At 59.3% G+C, this 22,862-nt stretch carries 22 protein-coding genes; 9 read left to right on the top strand and 13 right to left on the bottom strand.

Annotated features, from left to right (window positions below; genetic code table 11):
- Window positions 1-6: 6 nt before the first annotated feature.
- Window positions 7-213, bottom strand: coding sequence for a hypothetical protein (locus SJY32_RS14215; RefSeq protein ID WP_376876703.1), 207 nt, complete (start codon window positions 211-213; stop codon window positions 7-9).
- Window positions 210-1,847, bottom strand: coding sequence for a glucan biosynthesis protein (locus SJY32_RS14220; RefSeq protein WP_376876706.1), 1,638 nt, complete (start codon window positions 1,845-1,847; stop codon window positions 210-212). The genes SJY32_RS14215 and SJY32_RS14220 overlap by 4 nt, the downstream gene beginning before the upstream one ends.
- A gap of 451 nt (window positions 1,848-2,298) precedes the next feature.
- Between SJY32_RS14220 and SJY32_RS14225 the strand changes: the two genes are divergently transcribed.
- Genes SJY32_RS14225 through SJY32_RS14250 form a run of 6 tightly spaced genes read left to right on the top strand, consistent with a single transcriptional unit; the run spans window position 2,299 to window position 8,509 of the window.
- Window positions 2,299-5,274 carry a monovalent cation/H+ antiporter subunit A gene (locus SJY32_RS14225; protein ID WP_376876709.1) on the top strand — a complete coding sequence of 992 codons (2,976 nt, stop codon included), beginning with the start codon at window positions 2,299-2,301 and terminating at the stop codon, window positions 5,272-5,274.
- Between the two features lies 1 nt (window position 5,275).
- Window positions 5,276-5,611, top strand: coding sequence for a Na+/H+ antiporter subunit C (locus SJY32_RS14230; RefSeq protein ID WP_376876712.1), 336 nt, complete (start codon window positions 5,276-5,278; stop codon window positions 5,609-5,611).
- Window positions 5,608-7,314: a monovalent cation/H+ antiporter subunit D gene (locus tag SJY32_RS14235; protein ID WP_376876715.1), complete on the top strand. Its 1,707-nt coding sequence runs from the start codon at window positions 5,608-5,610 to the stop codon at window positions 7,312-7,314. The genes SJY32_RS14230 and SJY32_RS14235 overlap by 4 nt, the downstream gene beginning before the upstream one ends.
- 10 nt (window positions 7,315-7,324) lie before the next feature.
- A complete protein-coding gene (locus tag SJY32_RS14240; RefSeq protein WP_376876723.1) occupies window positions 7,325-7,816 on the top strand; it encodes a Na+/H+ antiporter subunit E in 492 nt (163 codons plus the stop codon).
- The gene (locus tag SJY32_RS14245; protein WP_376876726.1) at window positions 7,813-8,082 is read left to right on the top strand and encodes a K+/H+ antiporter subunit F; all 270 of its coding nucleotides are present in this window, start codon (window positions 7,813-7,815) and stop codon (window positions 8,080-8,082) included. The genes SJY32_RS14240 and SJY32_RS14245 overlap by 4 nt, the downstream gene beginning before the upstream one ends.
- Window positions 8,083-8,089: 7 nt before the next feature.
- On the top strand, window positions 8,090-8,509 hold the full coding sequence (locus tag SJY32_RS14250; RefSeq protein WP_376876729.1) for a Na+/H+ antiporter subunit G: 420 nt from the start codon (window positions 8,090-8,092) through the stop codon (window positions 8,507-8,509).
- A 91-nt stretch (window positions 8,510-8,600) separates the two neighbouring features.
- On the opposite strand, the gene dapA is transcribed toward SJY32_RS14250, so the two are convergent.
- The gene (dapA, locus tag SJY32_RS14255; protein ID WP_376876732.1) at window positions 8,601-9,473 is read right to left on the bottom strand and encodes a 4-hydroxy-tetrahydrodipicolinate synthase; all 873 of its coding nucleotides are present in this window, start codon (window positions 9,471-9,473) and stop codon (window positions 8,601-8,603) included.
- A 211-nt stretch (window positions 9,474-9,684) separates the two neighbouring features.
- Here dapA and SJY32_RS14260 point away from each other — a divergent pair, with 211 nt between their 5' ends.
- Window positions 9,685-11,619 carry a lytic transglycosylase domain-containing protein gene (locus tag SJY32_RS14260; RefSeq protein WP_376876735.1) on the top strand — a complete coding sequence of 645 codons (1,935 nt, stop codon included), beginning with the start codon at window positions 9,685-9,687 and terminating at the stop codon, window positions 11,617-11,619.
- A 38-nt stretch (window positions 11,620-11,657) separates the two neighbouring features.
- Here the strand turns inward: SJY32_RS14260 and SJY32_RS14265 are convergent, their stop codons facing one another.
- Together SJY32_RS14265 and mnmD are read right to left on the bottom strand one after the other, a co-directional pair.
- Complete coding sequence (locus tag SJY32_RS14265; RefSeq protein WP_376876738.1) at window positions 11,658-12,560, bottom strand: DMT family transporter; 903 nt, start codon at window positions 12,558-12,560, stop codon at window positions 11,658-11,660.
- The gene (gene mnmD, locus SJY32_RS14270) at window positions 12,553-13,233 is read right to left on the bottom strand and encodes a tRNA (5-methylaminomethyl-2-thiouridine)(34)-methyltransferase MnmD (RefSeq protein ID WP_376876741.1); all 681 of its coding nucleotides are present in this window, start codon (window positions 13,231-13,233) and stop codon (window positions 12,553-12,555) included. Before mnmD ends, SJY32_RS14265 begins: the two co-directional genes overlap by 8 nt.
- A 45-nt stretch (window positions 13,234-13,278) precedes the next feature.
- Here mnmD and SJY32_RS14275 point away from each other — a divergent pair, with 45 nt between their 5' ends.
- Window positions 13,279-14,361, top strand: coding sequence for an NAD(P)/FAD-dependent oxidoreductase (locus tag SJY32_RS14275; RefSeq protein WP_376876744.1), 1,083 nt, complete (start codon window positions 13,279-13,281; stop codon window positions 14,359-14,361).
- A 10-nt stretch (window positions 14,362-14,371) separates the two neighbouring features.
- Here SJY32_RS14275 and SJY32_RS14280 read toward each other — a convergent pair whose 3' ends face one another.
- The 8 genes from SJY32_RS14280 to SJY32_RS14315 form a co-directional block, all read right to left on the bottom strand.
- Window positions 14,372-14,809: a molybdenum cofactor biosynthesis protein MoaE gene (locus tag SJY32_RS14280; RefSeq protein ID WP_376876747.1), complete on the bottom strand. Its 438-nt coding sequence runs from the start codon at window positions 14,807-14,809 to the stop codon at window positions 14,372-14,374.
- Window positions 14,806-15,051, bottom strand: a complete 246-nt coding sequence (gene moaD, locus SJY32_RS14285) for a molybdopterin converting factor subunit 1 (protein ID WP_376877768.1) — start codon at window positions 15,049-15,051, stop codon at window positions 14,806-14,808. Before moaD ends, SJY32_RS14280 begins: the two co-directional genes overlap by 4 nt.
- Before the next feature lie 11 nt (window positions 15,052-15,062).
- Window positions 15,063-15,686 carry a CDP-diacylglycerol--glycerol-3-phosphate 3-phosphatidyltransferase gene (pgsA, locus tag SJY32_RS14290; protein ID WP_376876750.1) on the bottom strand — a complete coding sequence of 208 codons (624 nt, stop codon included), beginning with the start codon at window positions 15,684-15,686 and terminating at the stop codon, window positions 15,063-15,065.
- A 156-nt stretch (window positions 15,687-15,842) separates the two neighbouring features.
- Complete coding sequence (locus SJY32_RS14295; RefSeq protein WP_376876753.1) at window positions 15,843-16,670, bottom strand: aldo/keto reductase; 828 nt, start codon at window positions 16,668-16,670, stop codon at window positions 15,843-15,845.
- A gap of 3 nt (window positions 16,671-16,673) precedes the next feature.
- Window positions 16,674-18,623 (bottom strand): excinuclease ABC subunit UvrC, encoded by a 1,950-nt coding sequence (uvrC, locus tag SJY32_RS14300; protein WP_376876756.1) that lies wholly within the window; start codon window positions 18,621-18,623, stop codon window positions 16,674-16,676.
- Window positions 18,624-19,049: 426 nt separating this feature from the next.
- On the bottom strand, window positions 19,050-19,823 hold the full coding sequence (locus tag SJY32_RS14305; RefSeq protein ID WP_376876759.1) for an SDR family oxidoreductase: 774 nt from the start codon (window positions 19,821-19,823) through the stop codon (window positions 19,050-19,052).
- A 48-nt stretch (window positions 19,824-19,871) separates the two neighbouring features.
- A complete protein-coding gene (locus SJY32_RS14310; RefSeq protein ID WP_376876762.1) occupies window positions 19,872-20,828 on the bottom strand; it encodes a calcium/sodium antiporter in 957 nt (318 codons plus the stop codon).
- 153 nt (window positions 20,829-20,981) lie between these two features.
- On the bottom strand, window positions 20,982-21,806 hold the full coding sequence (locus SJY32_RS14315) for a S49 family peptidase (protein WP_376877771.1): 825 nt from the start codon (window positions 21,804-21,806) through the stop codon (window positions 20,982-20,984).
- Window positions 21,807-21,934: 128 nt separating this feature from the next.
- Here SJY32_RS14315 and SJY32_RS14320 point away from each other — a divergent pair, with 128 nt between their 5' ends.
- Window positions 21,935-22,807, top strand: coding sequence for a LysR family transcriptional regulator (locus SJY32_RS14320; RefSeq protein WP_376876765.1), 873 nt, complete (start codon window positions 21,935-21,937; stop codon window positions 22,805-22,807).
- Window positions 22,808-22,862: the final 55 nt, after the last annotated feature.

Genomic DNA, 22,862 nt, shown 5'->3' on the forward strand with positions numbered 1-22,862 from the left:
TAAACCTCAGTTGCCTTGCGCGGGCACACCCGAGCGGAGGCCGGAGAAAAGCCGTTGGAGCGGAGAAACCTCATGCTCGATAATTTGCACAGGCATCGCCATGGGCGCGTCGGGAAGGGCGCAAACGCCGCTCGTCAGGGCGGCGCCATCCAGTGTCGTGGCGCCGTTCATCGGCATTACGGTTGCGTTATCGGTGATCTGCATCGAAGTCATCGTTTGATCCATTGATAAAGCCATGTTTCAGACAGTTTCCTATCAAAACCCGCAATGTGCGCGTTTAGTTCCACAGTATCTTTCTCGGCGGGCACGACATCGATCACGAGCCGCCAGATATCCGTTCCCCAGATTTGTTCGAGGATCTGGGTCGCGACTTCGCCATTGCTGACGTTCACGATTGCCTTCACATCCGAACCGCCCGGAAGGTTGCCCAAAAGGCCACCCTTGAAATCAATCACGAATTTCCGAGATCCGTCTGTGTTCTCAACGCCTGAAACGCCGCCGTGACCGATCCGCGTTTCCAGAATATGGGCGAGGTCATCGTGCTTGTTCGGCGGGAGATCCCCCCACAGCAGGCGGTAGCTATATTCACGCGACTCGCCAGCCTTTACGGGCTCTGAAGGCACCCAGAACGCGACGATGTTGTCATTCACTTCGAGGTCCGACGGGATCTCGACAAGACGCACCGCGCCGGAACCCCAATCGCCGATTGGCTCGACCGAAACTGATGGGCGCTTCTCGTAATGCGCGGCGGCATCTTGGTAATGATCGAACAAGCGGTCGCGCTGATGCAGGCCGAAGCTTTTCGGGTTTGTCTCGCTGAAATACGACGACGACAGACGCGGCGGGTTGGCGAGCGGACGCCAGAGCGTGTCACCGTCATGCCGTGTGATTTGAAGACCGTCGCTGTCATGCACATTGGGACGGAAATCGTCGAAATCCGTCCGGTTGCGCTCCCCGAACAGGAACATCGAGGTCAACGGAGCAACGCCAAGCTGCTCGACTTCCGATCGGAAGTTGAGGCGCGCGGTGACGTCCATGATCGTCTCGAAGCCGGGCGTCATCACGAAGCGGTAAGCGCCGGTGACAGAAGGGCTTTCTAGCGTCGCGTAGAAAGTAATCGTCTCAGCGCCGGGCTGAGGACGCTCCACATAGAACCGCGAGAAGCGCGGGAATTCTTCGGCGCCCGAAAGACCGGTATTCAGAGCCAAGCCACGTGCCGAGAGGCCGTAGGCCGACCCGCGGCCCAAGGCGCGGAAATACGACGCGCCAACAAACGCGACCAATTCGTCGAACACATCAGGACGGTTCAGCGGATAATGAAGGCGGAAGCCTGCAACGCCAGGCAATTGCGCGTGTGCGGGAACACGTTCGCCCACTTGACGCTCATAAATGAAATCGTCGGTGTCAAACCCCATGAGGGCGGCCGTTTCGCCCTCAATCTCATAGATCAACACCGGCTCTTTGAAGAGCCAGCCCATGTGGAACGCGTGAAGCTGGTAGAAGCTGTTGTCAGCCGCTGCCCACCGCGCACGCTCCGGGTTGAACCGGATCAGGCGGTAATCGTCATACGTAAGCTTCTCAAGGAAGCTCGGCGGGATGGATGGCGGGACATGCGGACGGGTCGCCAGATCGCGCATCTCTTCTGCGAGCAGATCGAACGAGAATTTCTGCGGTGCGGCAGGGGCCTCCGGCGCAGCAGGCTGCGCAGCATTAGGGGCGACCGCCTCTTGGGCGAAAGCGATGCGCGGCATCGCTGTGCCTGCAAGCAAAGCGGCCGAAACAGGCAGCGCCGAGAGCAGCGAGCGGCGCGTTAAAGTGGCGCGTGGAATGGTCTCTGAAGTGTTCATGTTTTTTGTGCTTTGTCAGATAGTTCAGAAGATCGATCGGGCCGGATTGCCGTTCACTGCATATCGGGCAATTCAAAAAATATGCAAGTGAGTCGTGACGAAATTGCGTCACTTAGCTGAAGGATCGGCGCCTATTCGCCTTTTCTCGCGGCAATCGCGCAATGCAGATCTGATTGCTGCGCGAAAACCCGCCGTTTTTGCAATTGCGGCATGCGACATTTCGCGCATCGGTAAAATCGCCCCCCTTACTTCTTTCATCGCGCGCGAGGCGAAATCTCGATGCGCCCTTCCGGCATTTTCTGAGTGAAAATCGGGTAAAACAGCGCGGGTCGGGGGCGCGTTGGGCTTGACTGGCATAGCCCCATAGCCCAACTAGGGATAACTCGCGCCATTGGTCTGTCTGCAGCTCATTCGCAGGTCCAGACCGGCCCTAAAACGGACCGATGCCCCTATGACGCCCGCACTTATCGTAGCCCTTCCTTTCCTCGGCGCCTTGCTGCCTGGTATTTTGATCCGAACGGGTCGGGATAACACCGCGATTGCCGCCGGCCTTTGCTCCGCACTCGCTTTGCTGGGGTTGCTGTTGCAACTTCCCGAGGTGATGGCGGGTGAGGTGATCACAGCGCAATTTTCTTGGCTGCCCGAGCTTGGGCTGAATGTGAATTTCCGGATCGACGGCCTTGCGATGCTGTTTGCAACGATGATCTTGGGGATCGGGATCCTCATCATCATCTACGCGCGCTATTACTTGTCGAAAGACGATCCGGCAGGCCAGTTCTATACCTATCTGATGCTGTTCCAAGGCGCGATGGTCGGCATTGTGTTGTCAGATAACATCCTGCTTTTGCTTATTTTCTGGGAGCTGACGTCACTTTCCTCGTTCCTTCTGATCGGCTTTTGGAAGCATCTTCCCGAGGGGCGCCAAGGCGCGCGGATGGCATTGACCGTCACAGGGTTAGGCGGCTTGGCGATGATCGCGGGTATGATGATCTTGGGTCATATCGCGGGCAGCTATGAGATTTCGGATATTTTGCAGGCAAAAGACGCCATTCAGGCATCGCCTCTTTACCTGCCGGCGCTGATCCTGATTTTGATCGGTGCCTTCACAAAATCGGCTCAGTTCCCGTTCCACTTCTGGCTGCCACACGCGATGGCCGCGCCGACCCCTGTTTCGGCCTATCTGCATTCGGCGACGATGGTGAAGGCGGGGTTGTTCCTCATGGCGCGTCTCTGGCCTGTTTTGGCAGGTACGCCTGAGTGGTTTTATATTGTTGCGACGACGGGCCTTGTGACCATGTTGGTTGGTGCCAAGATCGCGATTTTCAAAGACGATCTTAAGGCATTGCTGGCGTTCTCCACTGTTTCGCATCTCGGTCTGATTACGTTCCTGCTGGGGTTGGGGACGACGGGCGGCGCGATTGCGGCCGTGTTCCATATTATCAACCATGCCACCTTCAAAGCCGCGTTGTTCATGACGGCGGGCATCGTCGATCACGAGACGCACACGCGCGACATCAAACGGCTGGGCGGGTTGCGGCATTTGATGCCCTTGACGTTTACAATCGCCACGATCGGCGCGCTGTCGATGGCAGGCATTCCGCTGTTCAACGGCTTCTTATCGAAAGAACTTATGCTTGAGGAGGCCGCTCATACCGTCTGGAACGGCTATGCGTGGCTGGTGCCTGTGCTCGCGACGATTGGCGCATTGCTCTCCGCGGCCTACTCGTTCCGCTATATTGCGCATCCGTTCTTGGGAGCCGAGCGGACCGATTATCCACATAAGCCGCATGATCCGGGCTTCGGCCTTTGGGGGCCGCCGGCGTTGCTCGCGGTGTTGGTGATGGCCATCGGGGTCGCGCCTGCTTGGATATCGCCGTACGTCAGCCAGATTGCATCTGCCGTGACGGGGGAGGAGATCCACGTCCATCTCGCGATTTGGCATGGGGTGACGCCTGCGTTGATTATGTCGGGAATTGCGGTCGTAGGTGGTTTGATCCTGCTGTCGCTCCACGCGCCGCTTGACCGGATCTGGAATGCAGTCCCGCGGCCAGAGGCGAAAGCGGCCTTTGATCTCGTGACCGGCGGGATTGAGAGTGGTTTCGCTTGGTTTACCAATGGCCTGCACAATGGCTCGATGCCGCGCTACTTGGCTGCTTTTGCCATTGCGGCCCTGGCTGCGGGCTGGTGGGCTTGGTCTGGTGGGGTGATGGGGCCACAAACGCGCCCTCTGCTGGAAATTACGCCTGCTGCTGCAATCGGCTGGACATTGTTGATGGTGGCGACGGGGGGCATTGTGGCGTTCCACCATTTCCGCCTGCTTGCCTTGGTGCTGATCGCGATTATCGGTTTGATCGTATCAACCTGCTTCATCTATCTCTCCGCGCCGGACCTCGCACTGACGCAAATCTCGGTCGAGACGGTAACAGTGATCTTGATGCTCCTCGCGCTCAACTTCCTCCCCAAGATGACGAAGGTCGAAAGCCCCGTCTGGAAGTTGAGCCTCGACTCCGTGATCGCTATTGCGGGCGGTTTGGGCATGGGCGGGCTTATCTATGCGCTGATGCGCCGTGATTTCGCCTTCCCGTCAATTTCGGAATACCACCTCGCGAATTCTTATAATCTCGCGGGCGGCGACAATGTCGTGAATGTGATCCTCGTTGATTTCCGCGGCTACGATACGTTCGGGGAGGTGATCGTTCTGGGGATCGCAGCTCTGGCGATTTTCGCCTTGACCGAAGCGCTGTTGACGGGGCCGTCAAACCGTAAGCTGATGGCATGGTCGCCCGATCAAGCGCGCGCGGGGGATCGCCATCCGCTGATGCTTTTGGTTGCGACCCGCGTAATGATGCCGCTGGCATTGATGGTGGGTGTCTTCATCTTCTTGCGTGGTCACAATCAACCGGGCGGCGGGTTCATCGCCGGTCTGGTCGTGTCGATCGCGCTTGTCATGCAGTATATGGCGTCAGGCTTCGCTTGGACACAGGCGCGCCAGAAGGTCTATTACCACGTTCTGATCGCGCTTGGCGTGATCATCGCGGGTGTGACGGGCGTTGGCGCGTGGTTCAACGGAATGCCGTTCCTCACGTCGGACTTCGGATATTTCAAAATTCCGGGACTTGAGAAGTTTGAGCTCGCGACCGCAGCAGCCTTCGATCTGGGCGTATTCCTCGGCGTCGTGGGGTCGGTCATGCTGGCGCTGGGCGGGCTCTCTCGCTTGGCGCGGCGGGCTGCGGTCGGCGACAGTGTCGGCGCACATGCGGTGGCCGAAAAACCTGAAGCGCGTGATTTTGCGCAAACGGTTCCGGCGCATGTCGGCATGATGGCCAGCCCGAGGCCACAACCAAAACCGCCTTTGCCGCCAGAACCCGAGCCGTTCGAAAAAAAGACGAAAACTGGCAAGCGCGCCAAGAAGAAAGCGGAGGAATAAGATGGAAATCCTCGTCGCAACGGCGGTGGGCGCAATGTGCGCGGCCGGCCTCTACCTCATCTTGCGTTTGCGCACGTTCCCTGTTGTCTTGGGGATGTCGCTGCTGTCTTACGCGGTTAATATTTTCCTGTTCGCCACGGGTCGTCTCGCGGTGAACTTGCCGCCGATCCTGTCGCATCACGACAATGTCTACACCGATCCTGTGCCGCAGGCGCTTGTCCTGACGGCGATCGTTATCTCCTTCGGGATGACGGCCGTATTGGTGATGATGTCGCTCGGAGCTTATATCGAAGCGGGCGATGACCGCATCAACCTCGACGAGGAGGACGCGCAATGACCCATTGGATGATCCTTCCCGTTATCCTGCCTGCATTCCTTGCACCGCTTATTGTGCTTTGGGCGCGGTTTGATCTAACGGCGCAGCGTGTCTTCTCGATCATCGGGATGCTCACCCATTTGGGCCTCGCGATTTCACTCGCGGCCTATGCAACCTCCCACGATCCGCAGGTTTACCGCCTCGGGAATTGGGAGGCGCCCTTCGGGATTACCCTCGTCCTTGACCGTTTGGCGGCTTTGATGCTCGTCTTGACGGCGCTACTGGGCCTTATCGTCGCGCTCTACGCCACCGGTGCAGGTTGGGATCGCCGCGGATGGCATTTCCATTCTTTGCTGCAGTTCCAGATGATGGGCCTCAACGGTGCGTTCTTGACGGGCGATGCGTTCAACCTGTTCGTGTTCTTCGAGGTATTGTTGATCGCGTCTTATGGTCTGATGATCCATTCGGGCGGCAAGGATCGCCTGAAAGCTGGCGTGCAATATGTCGTTTATAACCTCGCCGGTTCGGCTTTGTTCCTGATTGCGCTTGGTACGATTTACTCGGTGACGGGGACGCTCTCTATGGCGGATCTGGCGCAGAAGGTGGCGATCCTGCCCCCTGAAAGCACGGCGCTTGTGCGGGTTGGGGCGATGCTTCTGATGCTCGTCTTCGCTGTTAAGGCGGCACTCGTTCCCTTCCAGTTCTGGTTGCCGGGCACCTATGCAAACGCTCCTGGGCCGGTGGCGGCGCTCTTTGCGATCATGACGAAAGTTGGCGTCTATGCGATCGTGCGTATCTATACGTTGATGTTCCCGCGCGGTGGCACGATTGGCGATATGGCGTATGATGTGCTTGTGCCCGCGGCTGTGGTGTCGATGGTGATCGGCATGATCGGTGTTATGGGCGCCCGCGATCTGGGGCGGACGGTGGCCTATGCGGTGGTCGGGTCTGTCGGCACAATGATGTTGGCCTTCGCGCAATTTGATCCGGCCGCAACAGCGGCAGGTCTCTATTACATGGTGCATTCGACCTTTGCCGCCGCCGCCCTGTTCCTGATCGTGGACATTATGCGGATGCGCCGCGGGGTGCGCGGCCTGACAATCCGCGCAGTGCAGCCGATGGAGGGCCACGGCCTCCTCGCGGCCGGATTTTTCGCCTCCGCGATCGCGATGGCGGGGATGCCGCCTTTGTCCGGCTTCTTGGGCAAGTTGATGATCATGGACGCGCTCAGGGATCTTGCCGGTGGCTATCTGATCTGGGCGGCCATCCTGATCACCTCGCTGATTGCAATCTACGGCTTCGCACGCGCGGGCTCGACGGTCTTCTGGAAAGCCTATTCCGAGGATGCGTTAAGCCTTGGGGATATCACCGAACGGAAGGAGACCCCATTCCTTGCGATTACCTCCGCGTTTCTACCGCTCGGCGTTTTGGTCGCGCTGGTGATCTTCGCCGGGCCTGCCGCGAAATGGATGCGCGGCACGGCAGACCAGCTTTATCCGCCGCAGGCCTATATCTCTGCTGTGATGGATGGCGCTTTGGAGCGGGCGATGGCGGCGCAGGAAGCTGGCGCGCACGGGCATGATGCGCCCGATGCTACGGGCACGAGTGACGCCGCGCACGAAGCAGGTCAGGACGATAGCCACGGTGACGATCTGACCGTTGCTCCGCCAGCCGATTATGACGCAACCGGCGCAACATCGCCCGCGACCGATGTCGCGCATTAAGGGGACCGCCATGCTGAAACGTCTTTTCCCGCATCCCTATCTGTCGCTCACGCTGACCGTTGTCTGGTTGATGCTCGTCAATGATTTCCGCTGGGGCAGCCTTGTGATGGGCCTGATCCTCGGGATCATTATTCCGGCCATCACCGAGCCTTACTGGCCTGACCGGTCGGTCATTCGTAACCCGCATAAGCTGGTCGCCTACCTCGGCATCGTGTTGTACGATATCGTCAAATCGAACCTCGATGTTGCGATGATTGTTTTGTTCAAATCGAACAAGGATCTGCAACCTGCGTGGGTGAATGTGCCGCTGGATTTGACCTCGCCTGAATCGATTACCGCTTTGGCGTCGACTGTGACGATGACACCAGGCACGCTCTCGGCCGAGCTTTCGACCGACGGTCGATCATTGTTGGTGCATTGCCTCCACGCCCCTGATCCAGACTCTGTGCGCGACGAGATCAAGACGCGCTACGAGGCCCGCCTGAAGGAGATTTTCGTATGATCGGATATGCGCTCGTTTTCGCAATCGCATGCTTCTCAATCGCGCTGTTGCTAAATCTGTTCCGCATCGTTCGCGCGCCGGGGGTTACGGATCGCATCCTCGCTTTGGATACGATGGTCGTAAACGCGATCGCGCTTTTGATCCTCTTCGGGATCGATGAGAATAACGGGATCTACTTTGAGGCGTCGATCTTGTTCGCGATGGTCGGTTTTGTCTCCACGGTCGCCTATGCGAAGTTTATCCTTCGCGGCGATATTATCGAGTGAGGATGTGATGGATTTGATCTGGGAAATTCTGATTTCGGCCTGTCTCATCTTGGGGGGCTTCTTTGGTCTGGTGGGCTCGATAGGGCTTATCAAGCTGCCTGATCCAATGACGCGCCTGCATGCGCCGACAAAGGCTGCGACGCTTGGCATCGGTGGCGTTCTGATCGCTTCGATGATTTGGTTCGCGGCCTTCGGAAGTGGCTTCTCGTTCCATGAATTGCTGATCACGCTTTTCCTGTTCATGACCGCCCCGATCACCGCGCATTTCCTCGCGAAGGCGAATTTGCACCGCGAATGGTCGCCCGATGCCTTGCCTGAGGATACCAACAAGTCGGGCTGGGCGATCTTTACACCGGGCGCTGATACGGCGGCGCAGGCTTTGGCGGACGAGCAGGAGGATCCGATCGGCGAAGAAAACGACGCCTGATCCGATCCGCGATTGCGGCGACCCAACTCAATAAAAAGACCCCGCCGGACGATTATCCGGCGGGGTCTTTTGACGTCTGGAGGATGATATCTTAGAGCAAACCCGCGTGGATCATCGCCGCGTCGATTTTAGCTTTCGTTTCGTCCAATAGCTCCGTCAACGGAAGCCGCACTTCTGGCGAGCACAGGCCAAGTTTCGACATCGCATATTTTGCGCCCGCGACGCCCGGCTCAATGAAGATCGCGATGTGCAGCGGAATAAGCTTATCTTGAATATCTAGGGCCGTCGCGTAGTCGCCGGCGAGGCAGGCCTGCTGCATCTGTGCGCACAGCTTAGGCGCGACGTTTGCCGTCACCGAGATGCAGCCGACGCCCCCCATCGCGTTGAAGCCAACCGCGGTTGCGTCTTCGCCCGACAGTTGCAGGAATTCCGCGCCGCAGGTCATGCGTTGTTTTGCAACGCGGGCGAGATCGCCGGTCGCATCTTTCACGCCGACAATGCGCGGCAATTTTGCAAGCTCTGCCATCGTATCGGGCATCATATCCACAACCGAACGACCCGGGATGTTATATATGATGATCGGGAGCGAACATGCGTCATGCATTGCGGTGAAATGCGCGACCATGCCGCGCTGGGTCGGTTTGTTGTAATATGGCGTCACAACGAGAGCACCGTCCGCGCCGGTTGCTTCCGCATGTTTGATCAGATCCACACCTTCGGCGGTAGAGTTCGAACCAGCCCCCGCGATAATTTTGATCCGGCCAGCCGCCGCTTTGACGACCTCCGACACGACCAACATATGTTCTTCGTGGCTTACCGTGGGGCTCTCACCCGTGGTGCCAACCGGGACAAGCCCGTGGCTACCTTCACGGATGTGCCAATCCACAAGTTTTTTGAGCGCGTCCAGATCCAACGCGCCGTCCTTGAACGGCGTGATCAGTGCGGGGTAAGACCCTTTGAACATGACACGCTCCTTAAAATTTGCCCTTTGATCTGGGGCCTTGTGATGATGGCGGATTCGCCGTTCTATAGTGGCGCGGAAACTAGCCGAGCATTGCGCGATTGCCAAGCGCGCGTCTCAACTCTGTGGCGGTCAGTTTGATGCTGGCGCGTTTGTGTATTGAACCGGTTAGCCCGAATCGGGCAGGAAGGGAAAAAAGCAGACAGGCACGCTCATGATGAACCACCTTATCCATACCCTGTTCGCGGGGCTGGTGCTCATTGCGCCGGCGTCGCGGGGCTTTGCGGATGCGCCAGAGCCGCTCGCGAGGGCGCTGCAAGCCGCTGACGCGGGCGATTGGGTGCGCGCTGAGAGCGATGCGCGAACCTCGGGACCGCTCGCGTTTGATATTATGGAGTGGCACCGCTTGCGGGCAGGCGAAGGGGCGTTTGCCGATTACGCAGATTTTGCCACGCGCCGCGAGGATTGGCCGGGGATGGAGCTCTTGCGCCGCAAAGGGGAAAGCAAGCTCGCTGACGCCCCCGCGGCGCAGGTCTTGGCCTATTTCGCGGAGAACGAACCGATCACCGGCACAGGTGCGCTTGCTTTGGTTGCGGCACACGGGGCGATGGGGGACGGGGAGCATGCGGCGGCCGCGGCGGCGAAAGCGTGGCGTTCCCTGACGTTGAGCAGCGCCGACGAGGCCGAGTTTTTGACGCGCTATGCCGAACAGCTCGCCCCCCATCATGATGGGCGGATGGCGATGTTGCTTGATGCAGGCGATTGGCGCTCCGCTAGCCGGATGCTGGATCACGTCAGCCCGAACACGCGTGCGGTGGCGCAGGCACGTATTGCTTTGCAATCCGATGCAAACGGCGTCGATGCCTTGGTCGCGGCCGTTCCGCATCCGATCAATACCTCCGCTGGCCTCGCCAAAGATCGCGCCGATTGGCGTGCGCGCAAGGATTTCGACGATGCGGCAATCGAGCTCATTCTAGAGCGCTCGGTCACGGCGGCCAGCTTGGGCGATCCGCGAAACTGGGCAAGTATCCGCGCCCGCCTAGCGCGGCTTGATCTGCGGAACGGTAATGCGCGCCGCGCCTATCGTTTGGCGTCCAACCACCATTTGAACAGTGGTGAGGCCTATGCCGATCTCGAATGGATTTCCGGATATGCGGCGCTGAAGCTAGGGGATGGGCCGACCGCGCTCGGCCATTTCCAGCATCTCGAAACACTCGTTGAAAGCCCGATTTCCTCCGCGCGCGCGGGGTATTGGGAAGGGCGCGCGCTGGAACACATGGGCCGCACGGCGGATGCTCGGGCCGCCTATGCCCGCGCCGCTGCGCATCAGACGGCGTATTACGGGCTTCTCGCAGCTGAAAAGATCGGCGGCACATTGGATCCGACCCTCGCAGGAACAGCGCCGCTTCCCGATTGGAAGGAAGGCACTTTCCGCAGTAGTTCGGTTTTTGAGGCCGCAGTGTTGTTGCATGATGCGGGCGCGGATGAGTTGGCGCGGCGATTCATCTTGCACCTCTCCGAAAGCTTGGGGGCCCGCGATATCGCAGGCCTTGCGAAGCTCGCGCAGGAGTGGAACGATCCCACGCTTGCCGTTCGCCTTGCAAAGCGTGCCGCAACGGATGGGCTGGTTCTCACCTCCGCCTATTTCCCGCTGACGGGTATCGAGAAAGACAAACTCTCCGTTCCGCCGGAACTCGCCCTCGCAATCGCGCGGCGTGAGAGTGAATTTGACGCCACCGCAGGCTCGCCCGTGGGCGCGCGCGGGCTCATGCAGTTGATGCCAGGAACCGCGAAGATGATGGCGTCAAAGCTGGGCGTTGAATATGACGTAAACCGCCTGACAAATCCCGATTACAACGCGCAATTGGGGGCTGAATATCTGGCGACGCTGCGCGCGGAGTTCGGCTCTAGTCCGGTTCTCGTTGCGGTTGGTTACAACGCCGGGCCAGGGCGATCGCGGCGGTGGATGGAGGAGCGTGGCGATCCGCGTGAACCGACTGTCGACATCGTCGATTGGGTCGAGATGATCCCCTTCTCGGAAACACGAAACTACGTGATGCGCGTGGCCGAAAGCCTTCCCGTTTACCGGATGCGCCTTGGGGCGGAGGCGGGCCCAGTGACGTTCTCACAAGAGCTGCGCGGGCAATGAGCGCAGACGCTCATGAGGACGCGCCACCGCACAGATTGTTAGGGTTTTAGGGGCGGGGTTTCATCCTCGTCGCCGGTGGATTTCACACGTGCGCGCCACAGTGTGAAGACACCCGCCCCGACAACGACCAAAACACCGATCGCGACGTTCATCTCAATCGTCTCGCCAAAGACCAAGACCCCGAGGAGCGAGGCAAAGACGAGTTGGAGGTAGGCAAACGGTTGCACAGCCGACGCCTCGGCGACCTCATAGACCCGGATCAACAGATAATGCCCTGCGGAGGCTGTCAGGCAGAGTATGCCCATCAATCCCCAGTCAGAGCCTGTCATGGGCACCCAATAAGGCAGGCCGATCACGGTGATCACGGCAGCGCTGACCACACCTGTGTAGAAAAACGACACTGATGCGGGGTCGTGTCGCCCGACATAGCGCGTCATCAAGGAATAGATGGCAAACATCGCCGCCGCCAGCAGCGGGACTAGGGCGTAAGGCGAGAACACATCGAAGCCGGGCCGCAAAACGATGAGCACACCGATAAACCCGATGACAATCGCGGTGATCCTACGCCAGCCTACGGCCTCCCCCAGGACTGGCCCCGAGAGTGCGGCGACGAGCAACGGGTAGCACGCGAAGACAGCATGACTTTCGATCAGGCCCAGATAAACGAAGGACTGGATCATTACGATCACTTCAAGCGCCAAGATCACCGAGCGTAAAATCTGTGTTTTGGGCCGGTTTGAGCGCATAGCGCGGCGCAGGCCGCCAGTGCTGCGCGCGGCGATAAGAATGACGAAGCCCGCAAAAAACCAAAAGCGCACCAAGATCGCCATGTAGACATTGTAAGTATCCGCGAGATGACGCGAGATCCCGTCTTGGAGGGCGAAGATGATCGTCACCGCGACCATCATCCAAATGCCTTTTCGGTTATCTTGCTCAGCCATGTGAAATATCCGTCGTCAAAAGGTGGCCGCGTGTCATATGGCGTTTGCGGCCATGACCGGCAATCCGCTCGACATGGAAGCCCGCGTCTTGCAGGCCGCGGCGCACAAAACCGGCTGCGGTGTAGGTCGCGAATGTGCCGTCTTGCGCGGTGTGCGCACCGACGGCCGCGAGAATGTCTTCATTCCAAAGCTCGGGGTTTTTGGCGGGCGAAAACCCGTCCAAAAACCATGCATCGGCCTTCTCGCTCCATTGTGGCAAGGTCTCGCGAGCATCGCCGACGATAATCTCCACCGCCACAGGGCCCACGTCAAAGCGCCGCGCGCCGCGGGCCCATGCATCAAGAAACGGGTCAGCCACCGCGCGCGCTTGAGGAAAATGATCCAACGCGCGGGCGATTTCCGCGGCCTCCAGGGGATAAGCTTCAAACGAGGTGAACCGGATTGGAGCATCGGCGATCATCGCCGTCGCGAGCATGTTGAGCCCCGTGCCGAAGCCTAGCTCTGCAATGTGGAACCCGTTGCGTAGGCGGGCAGGCAAATCATTGCCTGCGAGAAACACATGTCGCGTTTCTGCCAGCCCGTCATTGAGGCTGAAATACGGATCATCGAAACGGTTTGAAACGGGGATAACCCCATCGCGCCACGTGAGCGTGCTCTGGTCTTGGTCGTGCATCTGGTCTACCCCTGAATCGGCGCACCATGGCGAAGGGCAAGGATAATGACAATCGCAAACCGGATCAAACCTGCGGCAAGGCAAGAGATCACCGTACGGGGAGCGGGGGTGTTTGGCTTGGCGATCGGGTTTGAATGCGCGCGGCGGGGCGCCAAGGTGCGAGTGATCGAGACGACGCGTATTGGTGCGGGATCGTCCGGCGGGCATGTGGGCGCGCTCGCGCCGCATGTTCCGGAGAACTGGAACCCTAAAAAAGCATTCCAACTCGAAAGCCTGTTGATGGCGCAGGCGTTTTGGGACTCCGTGCGCGATATTGGTGGCGGTGATGCGGGGTACGGCCGCGTCGGTAGGGTGCAGCCCCTCAAGGATGAAGCGGCGATTGAACTTGCCCGGGCGCGCGGAGAAAGTGCGAAGGCTTTGTGGCAGGATCACGCGGTCTGGGAAATCCGCGAGGCGCGAGAGTTCGGCGCGTTTACCCCCCCGAGTGCGACGGGCCTTGTGATTTTCGATACGCTCTCGGCGCGGGCCGCGCCGCGCGCCGCGGCTCAGGCATTGGCGTTGGGCATTTGTGCTTTGGGCGGGGAAGTTCTGATCGGTGATCATGCGGATCGCGGCACGGTCATCCACGCCACAGGGGCGGCGGGCCTCGACGATCTAACCCAAGCCTTTGGCAAGACGGTCGGGCAGGGGATTAAGGGCCAGTCCGCTCTCCTTGATGGGCGCGCCATAGCCGGTTTGCGGGATGCCCCGCAAGTTTATACCGGCAGCTTGCATATCATTGCCCACGCAGACGGCACGATCGCCATCGGCTCCACGACCGAACGTGAGTTTGAGGATGCGAACAGCACCGACGAGAGCTTGGAGACATTGATCGAGACGGCGCGTGTGCTTTGCCCTGCGATTGCGGATGCGCCCGTCATTGACCGTTGGGCAGGTGCGCGTCCGAGGGCGAAGACACGAGCGCCGATGCTGGGTGCTTGGCCTGATCGCGCAGGGCATTTCATCGCGAATGGTGGGTTCAAAATCGGGTTCGGGATGGCGCCGAAAATTGCGCAGGTCATGGCCGATCTGGTGCTCGACGGGGTAGATCAAATTCCCGAAGGGTTCCGCGTAACCGATAACCTCTAGGGGCGGCATCTCACCAACGCTTTAGCGCATCCTCATCGGCGGCTTTCGCCTCGACCCATGACGCGCCATCGGGCCCGATTTCGCGCTTCCAAAACGGAGCGCGCGATTTGAGGTAATCCATCAAAAACTCGGCAGCCTCAAACGCGGCGACACGGTGGCGCGCAGCTGTGGCGACCATCATGATCTGCGCCCCGACATCCAAGCGCCCGAACCTGTGGATCACCACCACATCGACCAGATCCCAGCGCGCACAGGCTTCCTCTACGATTGATGTGATCGCGCGGGTTGTCATCGCGGGATAATGTTCGATTTCCAACGCGAGCATTTCGCCGCTGTCATCCCGCACAATGCCAGTGAAACTCACGACAGCGCCTGCGGGGGCGGCGCCAATCTCGGCGAGTTCGGACCCGACATCGAACGCTTCGGGCTGGATCGAGACCTTGATCATCCGCCTGTCATTGGCGGGAAGAAAGCGACTTCACGCACGCCCGCTAGAGATGTGTTAAAGTCGGAGAGCTCTTGATCCAACGCGACGCGCAACGCGCGAATATCCGCGAAGGCGGCCTCATAGCGGGGTTCGCGCGCGCGGAGTTCCGCGATCAGGCCTTCGGGCGTTGTGGCGGCGGTTTCTACTTCCTCGCGCGCTTTCCCGATGCGCTCACGCACCCAAGCAAAATAGACGACAGTGATTTTTTGCGCGCTCATTTCGGCCCGCGCAAGAAAGGCAGCGCCTTGCGGAAATAATCCCACCCTGTCACGGCTGTAAGCACGGCCGCGATCCAGATAATCGCAAGCCCGGCATGGGTTGCCAGATCCGCAACCGATGCCCCATGTGGCAGATCACCCTCACCTACCAGCGGCGCGCGGCCACGTTCGAGATAGGTCAGGCCAGTGCCAAGGAACAAAATCGAGATTGCGACCATCTGCGCGGTCGTTTTCCACTTTGCGAGTTTGGTCACTTTGAGCTTGCCCGCATCCGCGCCAAGGAACTCACGCAGGCCAGATACGAAGACTTCGCGGAAGAGAATTACGGTGACCGGCAGGATCAACCATGGGTTCATCCCCGAATAGCCCGTGATGATCACCAAGGCGATTACCACCATCGCTTTATCCGCAATCGGGTCCATCATGGCGCCAAACTTGCTCTCTTGATGCCATAGGCGGGCAAGATAGCCATCAAACCAGTCAGTTACTGCGGCGGATACGAACAGCGCGAGCGCAAACCAATCGGCCAGCGGTCGGGCGAAATACAAAAACATCACTGCGACGCCGGGGGCGGCGAGTAGGCGCAGGACGGTGAGTATATTTGGCAAATTCCATGTCATGAGCGCACCCTAGCCCCGCAATCGCGAGAGGGAAAGATAGGGAATGGCCCTTCGATCAGGATATAGCATCTCTGCCACGTTGCAGAGGGCTGCAATCGCGCGGGAAAGCTGCGCGCGGCGTGAAAATCCGCGCGCAGGGCCCGATTCATGCGGGGATCACATCATCGCGAAGGTCGCTGGATCGGGCCCAATACGCCCATCTGTGCGGTCCAGCCCCTTGATCGCTGTCAGGTCCGAGTCGGTTAGCGCGAAATCGAACACAGCCGCATTCTCGAGGATACGCGAAGGGGTGACGGATTTCGGAATCACGACATGCCCCTGTTCGATGTGCCAACGCAGGATGATCTGCGCGGGTGTGCGCTGATGTTGCGCGGCGATGTTCGCGATGGTCGGGTCTTGCAGCATCTTGCCCTGGCCGAGCGGGCTCCAAGCTTGGCTCAGGATCCCGCGCTTCGTATTGGCTGCGATAAGGTCCGCCTGCTGGAAGGCCGGATGGATTTCAATCTGGTTAATTGCCGGGGTGACGCCGGTCGCGTCAATCAGTTCATCCAGATCGCTCTCGCGGAAATTGCAGACCCCGATGGACCGCGCGCGACCTTGTTTTTGCAGCGCGATCAGCGCCTTCCACGTTTCGGTTGCCAATCCTTGCTCAGGCACGGGCCAATGAATGAGGAACAGGTCAACAACATCCATCTTGAGGCGCTCTAGGCTGGCGTCAAAGGCGCGCAATGTGGCCTCATACCCCTGATCGTTATTCCAGACCTTTGTGGTGACAAACATCTCGTCGCGTTCAACGCCGCAGGCGCGGATTGCCTCGCCGACGCCTGCCTCGTTGTCGTAGCGACGTGCAGTATCGATTTGACGATAGCCGGCCTGCGCCGCCGTTTTGATGGCGCCCAACACTTCCGCATCGCTGGCTTGCCAGACGCCCAGCCCAAGCTGAGGGATCATCTTGCCATCGTTCATTTTCAGCATCGGTATCATTCGTTATCCCTTCGGATTGAAGTGGTCGAAAATAACTTGCGCAATCGCGGCGGAGATACCGGGCACGAGCTGTAGATCTGGCAGTGCTGCGCGCGACACCGCTTTCGCGGAGCCAAAATGCATCAAAAGCGCGCGTTTGCGCGTGGCTCCGACGCCCGCAATTTCGTCGAGCGGGTTTGCCATCACCGCCTTCGCACGCTTCGCGCGGTGCGCGCCAATCGCCCAGCGATGCGCCTCATCACGCAAACGCTGAATGTAATAGAGAACAGGGTCGTTCATCCGCAGGGCAAAGGGGCGCTTGCCGATGCGGTGGAATTCCTCTTTGCCGTGGTCGCGATCAACGCCCTTGGCAACACCGATCATCGCGATATCCTCCACGCCCATCTCAACCATGATGTCGTGCACGGCGGAAACTTGTCCCGCGCCGCCGTCGATCAGTAGGAGATCGGGCCAGGCCGGTGTCTCGCGACCGGGATCGTCTTTGAGCAATCGGGCAAACCGACGCGAAAGAACCTCTTTCATCATCCCGAAATCGTCACCGGGGGTGAGATCTTTCCCCTCAATATTATACTTGCGGTATTGATTGCGGATAAACCCTTCCGGCCCCGCCACAACCATCCCACCCACGGCATGGGCGCCTTGAATATGCGAGTTATCGTAGATCTCGATCCGTTTCGGCGGGGCTTCGAGATCGAAGGCAAGCGCTAAACCGTCCAGAAGCTTGGTCTGCGCGGCGGATTCCGACATCTTCCGTCCAAGACTTTCGCGGGCATTGCGCGCCGCATTTTCCATGATCTCGGCCTTTTCGCCCCGCTGCGGGACTGTCAACGTGACCTTCTTGCCCGCGCGTTTGGAGAGCAGGTCTATCATGAGATCCTCATCCTCGATCGGGTGCGAAATCATCACCAAAGGCGGCGGCGGCTTGTCATCGTAGAACTGTCCGAGGAAGGCCTCTAACACCTCCGCCTCCTCCGCGCCGGAGCCCGTTTTCGGATAGAAGTCGCGGTTGCCCCAAGATTGGTGCGCGCGAATGAAGAACACCTGCACGCAGGCAATCCCGCCATCCATATGTACGGCGATCACGTCGGCTTCGGCCACGCTGCGAGGATTGATGCCTTGCGCGCCCTGAACATTGGTCAGGGCTTGGATGCGGTCGCGTAGCGCTGCGGCGCGCTCGAACTCCATATCATCGGAGGCGGCTTGCATTTGTGCGGCGAGCTCGGCTTGGATCTTGGTGCTTTTCCCCTGCAAGAACCGTTCGGCATCCGACACGAGGCCGCTGTAGTCTTCCGCCGACACCTTCCCGACGCAGGGGCCTGAACATCGCTTGATTTGATACAGCAGACAGGGGCGCGTGCGCGACGAGAACATCGCATCCGTGCAGTTGCGCAACAAGAACACGCGCTGAAGTTGCGAGAGCGTCCGGTTCACGGCGGTTCCGGAGGCAAAGGGCCCGAAATAGGTGCCCTTTTCGCGCCGCGCCCCGCGATGTTTCTTGATCTGCGGAAACTCGGTTGTCTTCGAAATCAAAATATTGGGGAAACTCTTATCGTCACGCAGCAAGACGTTATAGCGCGGCTTGAGCTGTTTGATCAGGTTTTGCTCTAACAGCAGCGCTTCGGTTTCGGTGCGCGTCGTGAGAAACATCATCGCAGAGGTTTCGGAGATCATCCGTTGAATCCGCGCCGAATGTCCTGTCGGGCGCGCGTAATTCGAGACCCGGTTCTTCAGGTTGCGGGCTTTGCCAACATAGAGAACCTCATTCGCGGCATTGAGCATCCGGTAAACGCCCGGCGACCCGTCGAGCCGTTTGAGATAGTCCGCGATCAATTTGTGGCCGGTGATCCCGATGTGACGGATATTCCCTTCCTCGGCCAGCGGGTCGATCTGCGATGGAATGTCGTGCGGATCAAAACCCATATCGGGCGGGGGGGGCTGGGTCGGGTCACTCATTGCGCGAGTCTTTCTGCGGATCGTTTCTAGGTCTCGTTTCGGAGAATCGGTGCATAGCGGTCGCCCCCTCGATTTGGTCTTTCAAGCCGGAGTTTCAAGTGACGCAGGGGCAGTCATGCAGCGCGGGGCGATTCTGCCCTGCGCTGCAATCTTACGGCTAGGGGATCAAGTGAAAAGGTGTCCACGGAAACTGTGGATAAGTCTGTGTGGAAGTTTTCTGAACCATCGGATTTCCGTTGATTCAAAGGGGTTTCAAGGGGTTGCCTATTTTTTAGGCTAATTTGCAAGCCATTGAAATTATTGTATAATTATTTACAATCTTGGCAAACCCCTGAAATGGTTAGCGAATTCTTAACGGATATGTGACAGGCTCGTGATGAGTGGACAACTCGGTTCAACCACTAAGAGAAGCCGGTCCGCGCCGTTCTATTCGACCCCCTGTGTATCAGGAGTTTGCCACGCAAGATGCTGCCCTCCATCGACGCAAATCAGCTGTCCTGTGACGGCTTTCGCCTCGATGAGATACCCGAGTGCCGCGCAGATATCCGAAGGGTCGCCTCCGCGCTCAAGGATCGTTGCGGCGCGCTGCTTTGCGAAATTCTCCGCTGTTTGACGCGCCCCCTGCATGGTTGGCCCCGGACCAATCGCATTCACACGGATATCCGGCGCAAGCCCTTGTGCAGCGGTTTGCGTGAGGGCCCAGAGCCCCATCTTCGCCAATGTATAGGTCGAGAATTCCGGCGTGAGCTTCGCCACGCGTTGATCAACCATATTGACGATCATCGCGCGCGCGACCGGTTCCGATACGCGCTCCGCTTCGGGGGCCTGCCGCGCGAAGGCTTGCGTCAATAGATACGGCGCGCGCAGGTTGGAGCCGATATGCCGATCCCAACTCTCCTTTGTGGCGGTGGCGATTGTGTCGTGCTCAAAGATCGATGCATTGTTGATCAAAAGCGCGATCGGCCCACCAAGGGCCTTTGCGGCGCGATCAACGAGACCGGAGGCTTGGTCTTCGTCGAGCAGATCTGCCTGCAAAATCACGGCCTGCACGCCAAATTTGCGGGCCGCTTCTGCGGTTTCCTCCGCAGCTTCGCGCGAGCTGTCAAAATGGATGGCCACATCATGACCCCGGTTCGCTAGGAACAGTGCCATTGCCCGTCCCAAACGCTTCGCGCCACCTGTAATCAGGGCTCGTTTCATCAGCGCACTCCTGCTTTTGTTTTTATCCCGCCTGCGTCCGCATGTGGATCAGGCAATAATAGCCAGAACATAGGCCGCATACGCGCCTGTCAAGCACAGCCCGAGCTTTCGCGTAATCGCGACGCCGCGCATTGCGAAAGGAAGCATCACAATGGCCGCCGCCAACATGACCCAGATATCGAAGCGCAGCATTTCGGCAGGCACAGGGAGAGGGCCAATCAAGCCGGCGAAGCCGATGATGCAAAGAATATTAAAGATGTTCGATCCGATCACATTCCCCATCATCAGATCCGTGCGGCCCTTAAAGGCAGCGGTGAGAGAGGTGGCGAGTTCGGGCAGGGATGTGCCAATTGCGACCAGCGTCAGCCCGATGACCGCCTCTGATAAGCCAGCAGCCAGCGCGATATCCGTGGCGCCTTTGACAAGGAAATCTGCCCCCACAGGCAGGCCGATCAATCCGAGGATCAGGAAAAGGGCAATTTTCTTGCTGGAAAGCTGTGGATCTTGTTCGAGCGCGTCCTCAGGGATCTGCGCGCGGCCCGCATTGGAGGCGCGATGCGTCAGCGCGTTCCTAACTTGGCCGAAGATCATGAGGAACAACGCCGTGAGCAAGACCAGCGCATGCGGTAGGCGGATCGGGCCTAGGAAGCATAGCACGATAAACAGAACGCTTGCCCCGATCATTATGAGATAGCTTTGGCGTGTCTCGGACGGGTGTGTGTGAACCGTCGCAATCAGGGCGGGTAGGCCAAGGACAAGAAGCACGTTCGCGATGTTCGATCCGACAACATTGCCCAAGGCGATCCCGGGAGAGTTATCGAGAACGGCGGCGACCGACACCATCAACTCCGGCGCGGATGTGCCGAAGGCAACAACGGTCAATCCGACGATCAGGGGGGGAATTCCGAGACGGAAGGCAAGCCCTGTCGCCCCGCGCACCAAGATATCGCCCGCGCCCACGAGCAAAACGAGGCCAAGCGCGACCATTCCCAAACTGATCATCATCCGCGTTTATCCTTACACCCGCAGGTTGCTTTCCCGACCAAGCGAGGTCTGCCGCATCGCGCGCAACGCCGTCCCTTTGGTAGACGTAGTTTTCCGAACATCGCGAGGACGGCCATCGCGATCAAAAAAAGGAGGACGATGCGTAGGAGCATTCTACAGGCCGAAACGGGCCCATGTGGCGCGCTCCTCGACCGTGTCCAAAACTGATCCTGCGAGGCTCATTCCGAAGCGCGACAGGAACGGACGCTTGCGGGCATAGGGTTCAAGCCGCACTTTTTCGCCATAGAGCGCGCGTAGTTTCGGCACGAGATGTGCCGTCCCGTCGATCAAGCCGATATCGGTTGCATCGGTGCCGGTCCAGATGTCGCCAGTGAAGATATCCTGATCTGTCTTCAGCCGTGTGCCGCGACGTTGCTCGACATGGGCCTTAAAGCTCTCGTGCATCGGCGCGAGAAGCTTTTTGAGCCGCTCGATATCCTCCGGTTTTTCCGGTTTGAACGGGTCCATGAAGCTTTTCGAGGCGCCGGCCGTGTGGACGCGCCGTTCAATCCCGTGTTTCGCGATCAGCTCGTGAAGGCCGAACCCGGAAGAAATCACACCAATCGATCCCACGATCGAGGTGCTATCGGCCCAGATGTCATCCGCGGCACAGGCAAGCCAGTAGCCGCCCGATGCGGCCACATCCTCGACGAAAGCATGAACCGGAGTTCCGGTTTCCTCGGCCAGCCGTCGAATGCGCGCCGCGATGAGCGAACTTTGCACGGGTGAGCCGCCGGGCGAATTGATAACCAGCGCAACTGCGGTGGGGTTTTTCTTGAACGCCCGTTCGATCAGCGGCGCGAGCGCGGCGTCCGACAGGCCTGCCGCGCCGGGGCGGGACGAGCCACCTATGACGCCCTCTAGGCGTAGAACCGGAACGCGAGGCGCGCGACGCGCGAGGTGCGAAAAGCGGGCGGGAAGAAGGCGAGATATATCCATGGAATAGGAGATAGAGACCGCCAACGCTTCCGACAAGGTCTGCATCAGAATTCGCGCATTAAAAATAGGGCGCGCGCGCCACCTCTTTCGCACTCGCGGGGGGCGTCGGGGATTGATAAGATCGACGTATGATCGACAAGCTTGAAATGTTCGTTGCACTCGCGCGGGAGGGCCATTTTGGCCGTGCCGCGACGGCGCATGGGGTGACGCAGCCGACGCTTTCTTCCGCGATCCGCGCGTTGGAAGATCAACTGGGCGTCCAGTTGGTCATCCGGGGTGCACGGTATCAGGGGCTGACGCCGGAGGGCCTGCGTACGCTCGATTGGGCGCGCAGGATCACACGTGACGCGCGTCATCTGCGCGACGAGATGCGCAGCGCGCGTCGTGGCGTCGCGGGGCATATTCGATTGGGCGTTATTCCGACCGCGCTGGCGCGGGTGGCGCAGATCACAGCGCCGTTCATGGCCGCGCATCCGCAGGTCCGTTTGACGATCCGGTCTGCCTCGTCGGCCGAGATTGTCGAGGGGTTGGAAACTTTCGAGCTGGACGCAGGCGTTAGTTATATCGACGGATTGCCGGCGCGCATTTCGCATGTCCCATTTTTCGAGGAACATTACCGCCTTGTCGAGCGGAGCAATGAGACCGGTCCGTTGCCTTGGGTTGAGGCCGCGTCCCGCCCCCTTTGCCTGTTGACGCCCGAGATGCAAAATCGCCGGATCATAGACCGGCACTTGGGCGAGGCGGGCGTTGAAACAGGAGTCGAAGCGCAGGCGCGGCTCTCGTCAAATTCTACGATCACATTGCTCGCGCATGTCGCACAGGGCGGCTGGTCGGCGATCTTGCCGCAGGCGCTGGCCGAGGGCGTTATGTTGCCTGCCGGCTGCACCGCGCGGGCTTTAACGCCGGAATTCACGCATCCGATCGGCATGATTTTGCCGTCGCGCGATCTGATTGGGCCTGCGTTGCAGGCGTTGCTCGGCCAGATTGAAGCTAAAGAGTGATAGGCGTTATCTATCACTCAACGGGATTGCGATATTGATTGACTGTTGAATGCCT

This window comes from Albirhodobacter sp. R86504, from assembly GCF_042466415.1.
GTDB lineage: Bacteria > Pseudomonadota > Alphaproteobacteria > Rhodobacterales > Rhodobacteraceae > Albirhodobacter.

Excerpts from the sequence above, each read along its gene's own strand:
- SJY32_RS14215 (WP_376876703.1), bottom strand. The coding sequence starts at position 213 with ATGACTTCGATGCAGATCACCGATAACGCAACCGTAATGCCGATGAAC.
- SJY32_RS14220 (WP_376876706.1), bottom strand. The coding sequence starts at position 1,847 with ATGAACACTTCAGAGACCATTCCACGCGCCACTTTAACGCGCCGCTCG.
- SJY32_RS14225 (WP_376876709.1), top strand. The coding sequence starts at position 2,299 with ATGACGCCCGCACTTATCGTAGCCCTTCCTTTCCTCGGCGCCTTGCTG.
- SJY32_RS14230 (WP_376876712.1), top strand. The coding sequence starts at position 5,276 with ATGGAAATCCTCGTCGCAACGGCGGTGGGCGCAATGTGCGCGGCCGGC.
- SJY32_RS14235 (WP_376876715.1), top strand. The coding sequence starts at position 5,608 with ATGACCCATTGGATGATCCTTCCCGTTATCCTGCCTGCATTCCTTGCA.
- SJY32_RS14240 (WP_376876723.1), top strand. The coding sequence starts at position 7,325 with ATGCTGAAACGTCTTTTCCCGCATCCCTATCTGTCGCTCACGCTGACC.
- SJY32_RS14245 (WP_376876726.1), top strand. The coding sequence starts at position 7,813 with ATGATCGGATATGCGCTCGTTTTCGCAATCGCATGCTTCTCAATCGCG.
- SJY32_RS14250 (WP_376876729.1), top strand. The coding sequence starts at position 8,090 with ATGGATTTGATCTGGGAAATTCTGATTTCGGCCTGTCTCATCTTGGGG.
- dapA (WP_376876732.1), bottom strand. The coding sequence starts at position 9,473 with ATGTTCAAAGGGTCTTACCCCGCACTGATCACGCCGTTCAAGGACGGC.
- SJY32_RS14260 (WP_376876735.1), top strand. The coding sequence starts at position 9,685 with ATGATGAACCACCTTATCCATACCCTGTTCGCGGGGCTGGTGCTCATT.
- SJY32_RS14265 (WP_376876738.1), bottom strand. The coding sequence starts at position 12,560 with ATGGCTGAGCAAGATAACCGAAAAGGCATTTGGATGATGGTCGCGGTG.
- mnmD (WP_376876741.1), bottom strand. The coding sequence starts at position 13,233 with ATGCACGACCAAGACCAGAGCACGCTCACGTGGCGCGATGGGGTTATC.
- SJY32_RS14275 (WP_376876744.1), top strand. The coding sequence starts at position 13,279 with ATGACAATCGCAAACCGGATCAAACCTGCGGCAAGGCAAGAGATCACC.
- SJY32_RS14280 (WP_376876747.1), bottom strand. The coding sequence starts at position 14,809 with ATGATCAAGGTCTCGATCCAGCCCGAAGCGTTCGATGTCGGGTCCGAA.
- pgsA (WP_376876750.1), bottom strand. The coding sequence starts at position 15,686 with ATGACATGGAATTTGCCAAATATACTCACCGTCCTGCGCCTACTCGCC.
- SJY32_RS14295 (WP_376876753.1), bottom strand. The coding sequence starts at position 16,670 with ATGATACCGATGCTGAAAATGAACGATGGCAAGATGATCCCTCAGCTT.
- uvrC (WP_376876756.1), bottom strand. The coding sequence starts at position 18,623 with ATGAGTGACCCGACCCAGCCCCCCCCGCCCGATATGGGTTTTGATCCG.
- SJY32_RS14305 (WP_376876759.1), bottom strand. The coding sequence starts at position 19,823 with ATGAAACGAGCCCTGATTACAGGTGGCGCGAAGCGTTTGGGACGGGCA.
- SJY32_RS14310 (WP_376876762.1), bottom strand. The coding sequence starts at position 20,828 with ATGATGATCAGTTTGGGAATGGTCGCGCTTGGCCTCGTTTTGCTCGTG.
- SJY32_RS14315 (WP_376877771.1), bottom strand. The coding sequence starts at position 21,806 with ATGGATATATCTCGCCTTCTTCCCGCCCGCTTTTCGCACCTCGCGCGT.
- SJY32_RS14320 (WP_376876765.1), top strand. The coding sequence starts at position 21,935 with ATGATCGACAAGCTTGAAATGTTCGTTGCACTCGCGCGGGAGGGCCAT.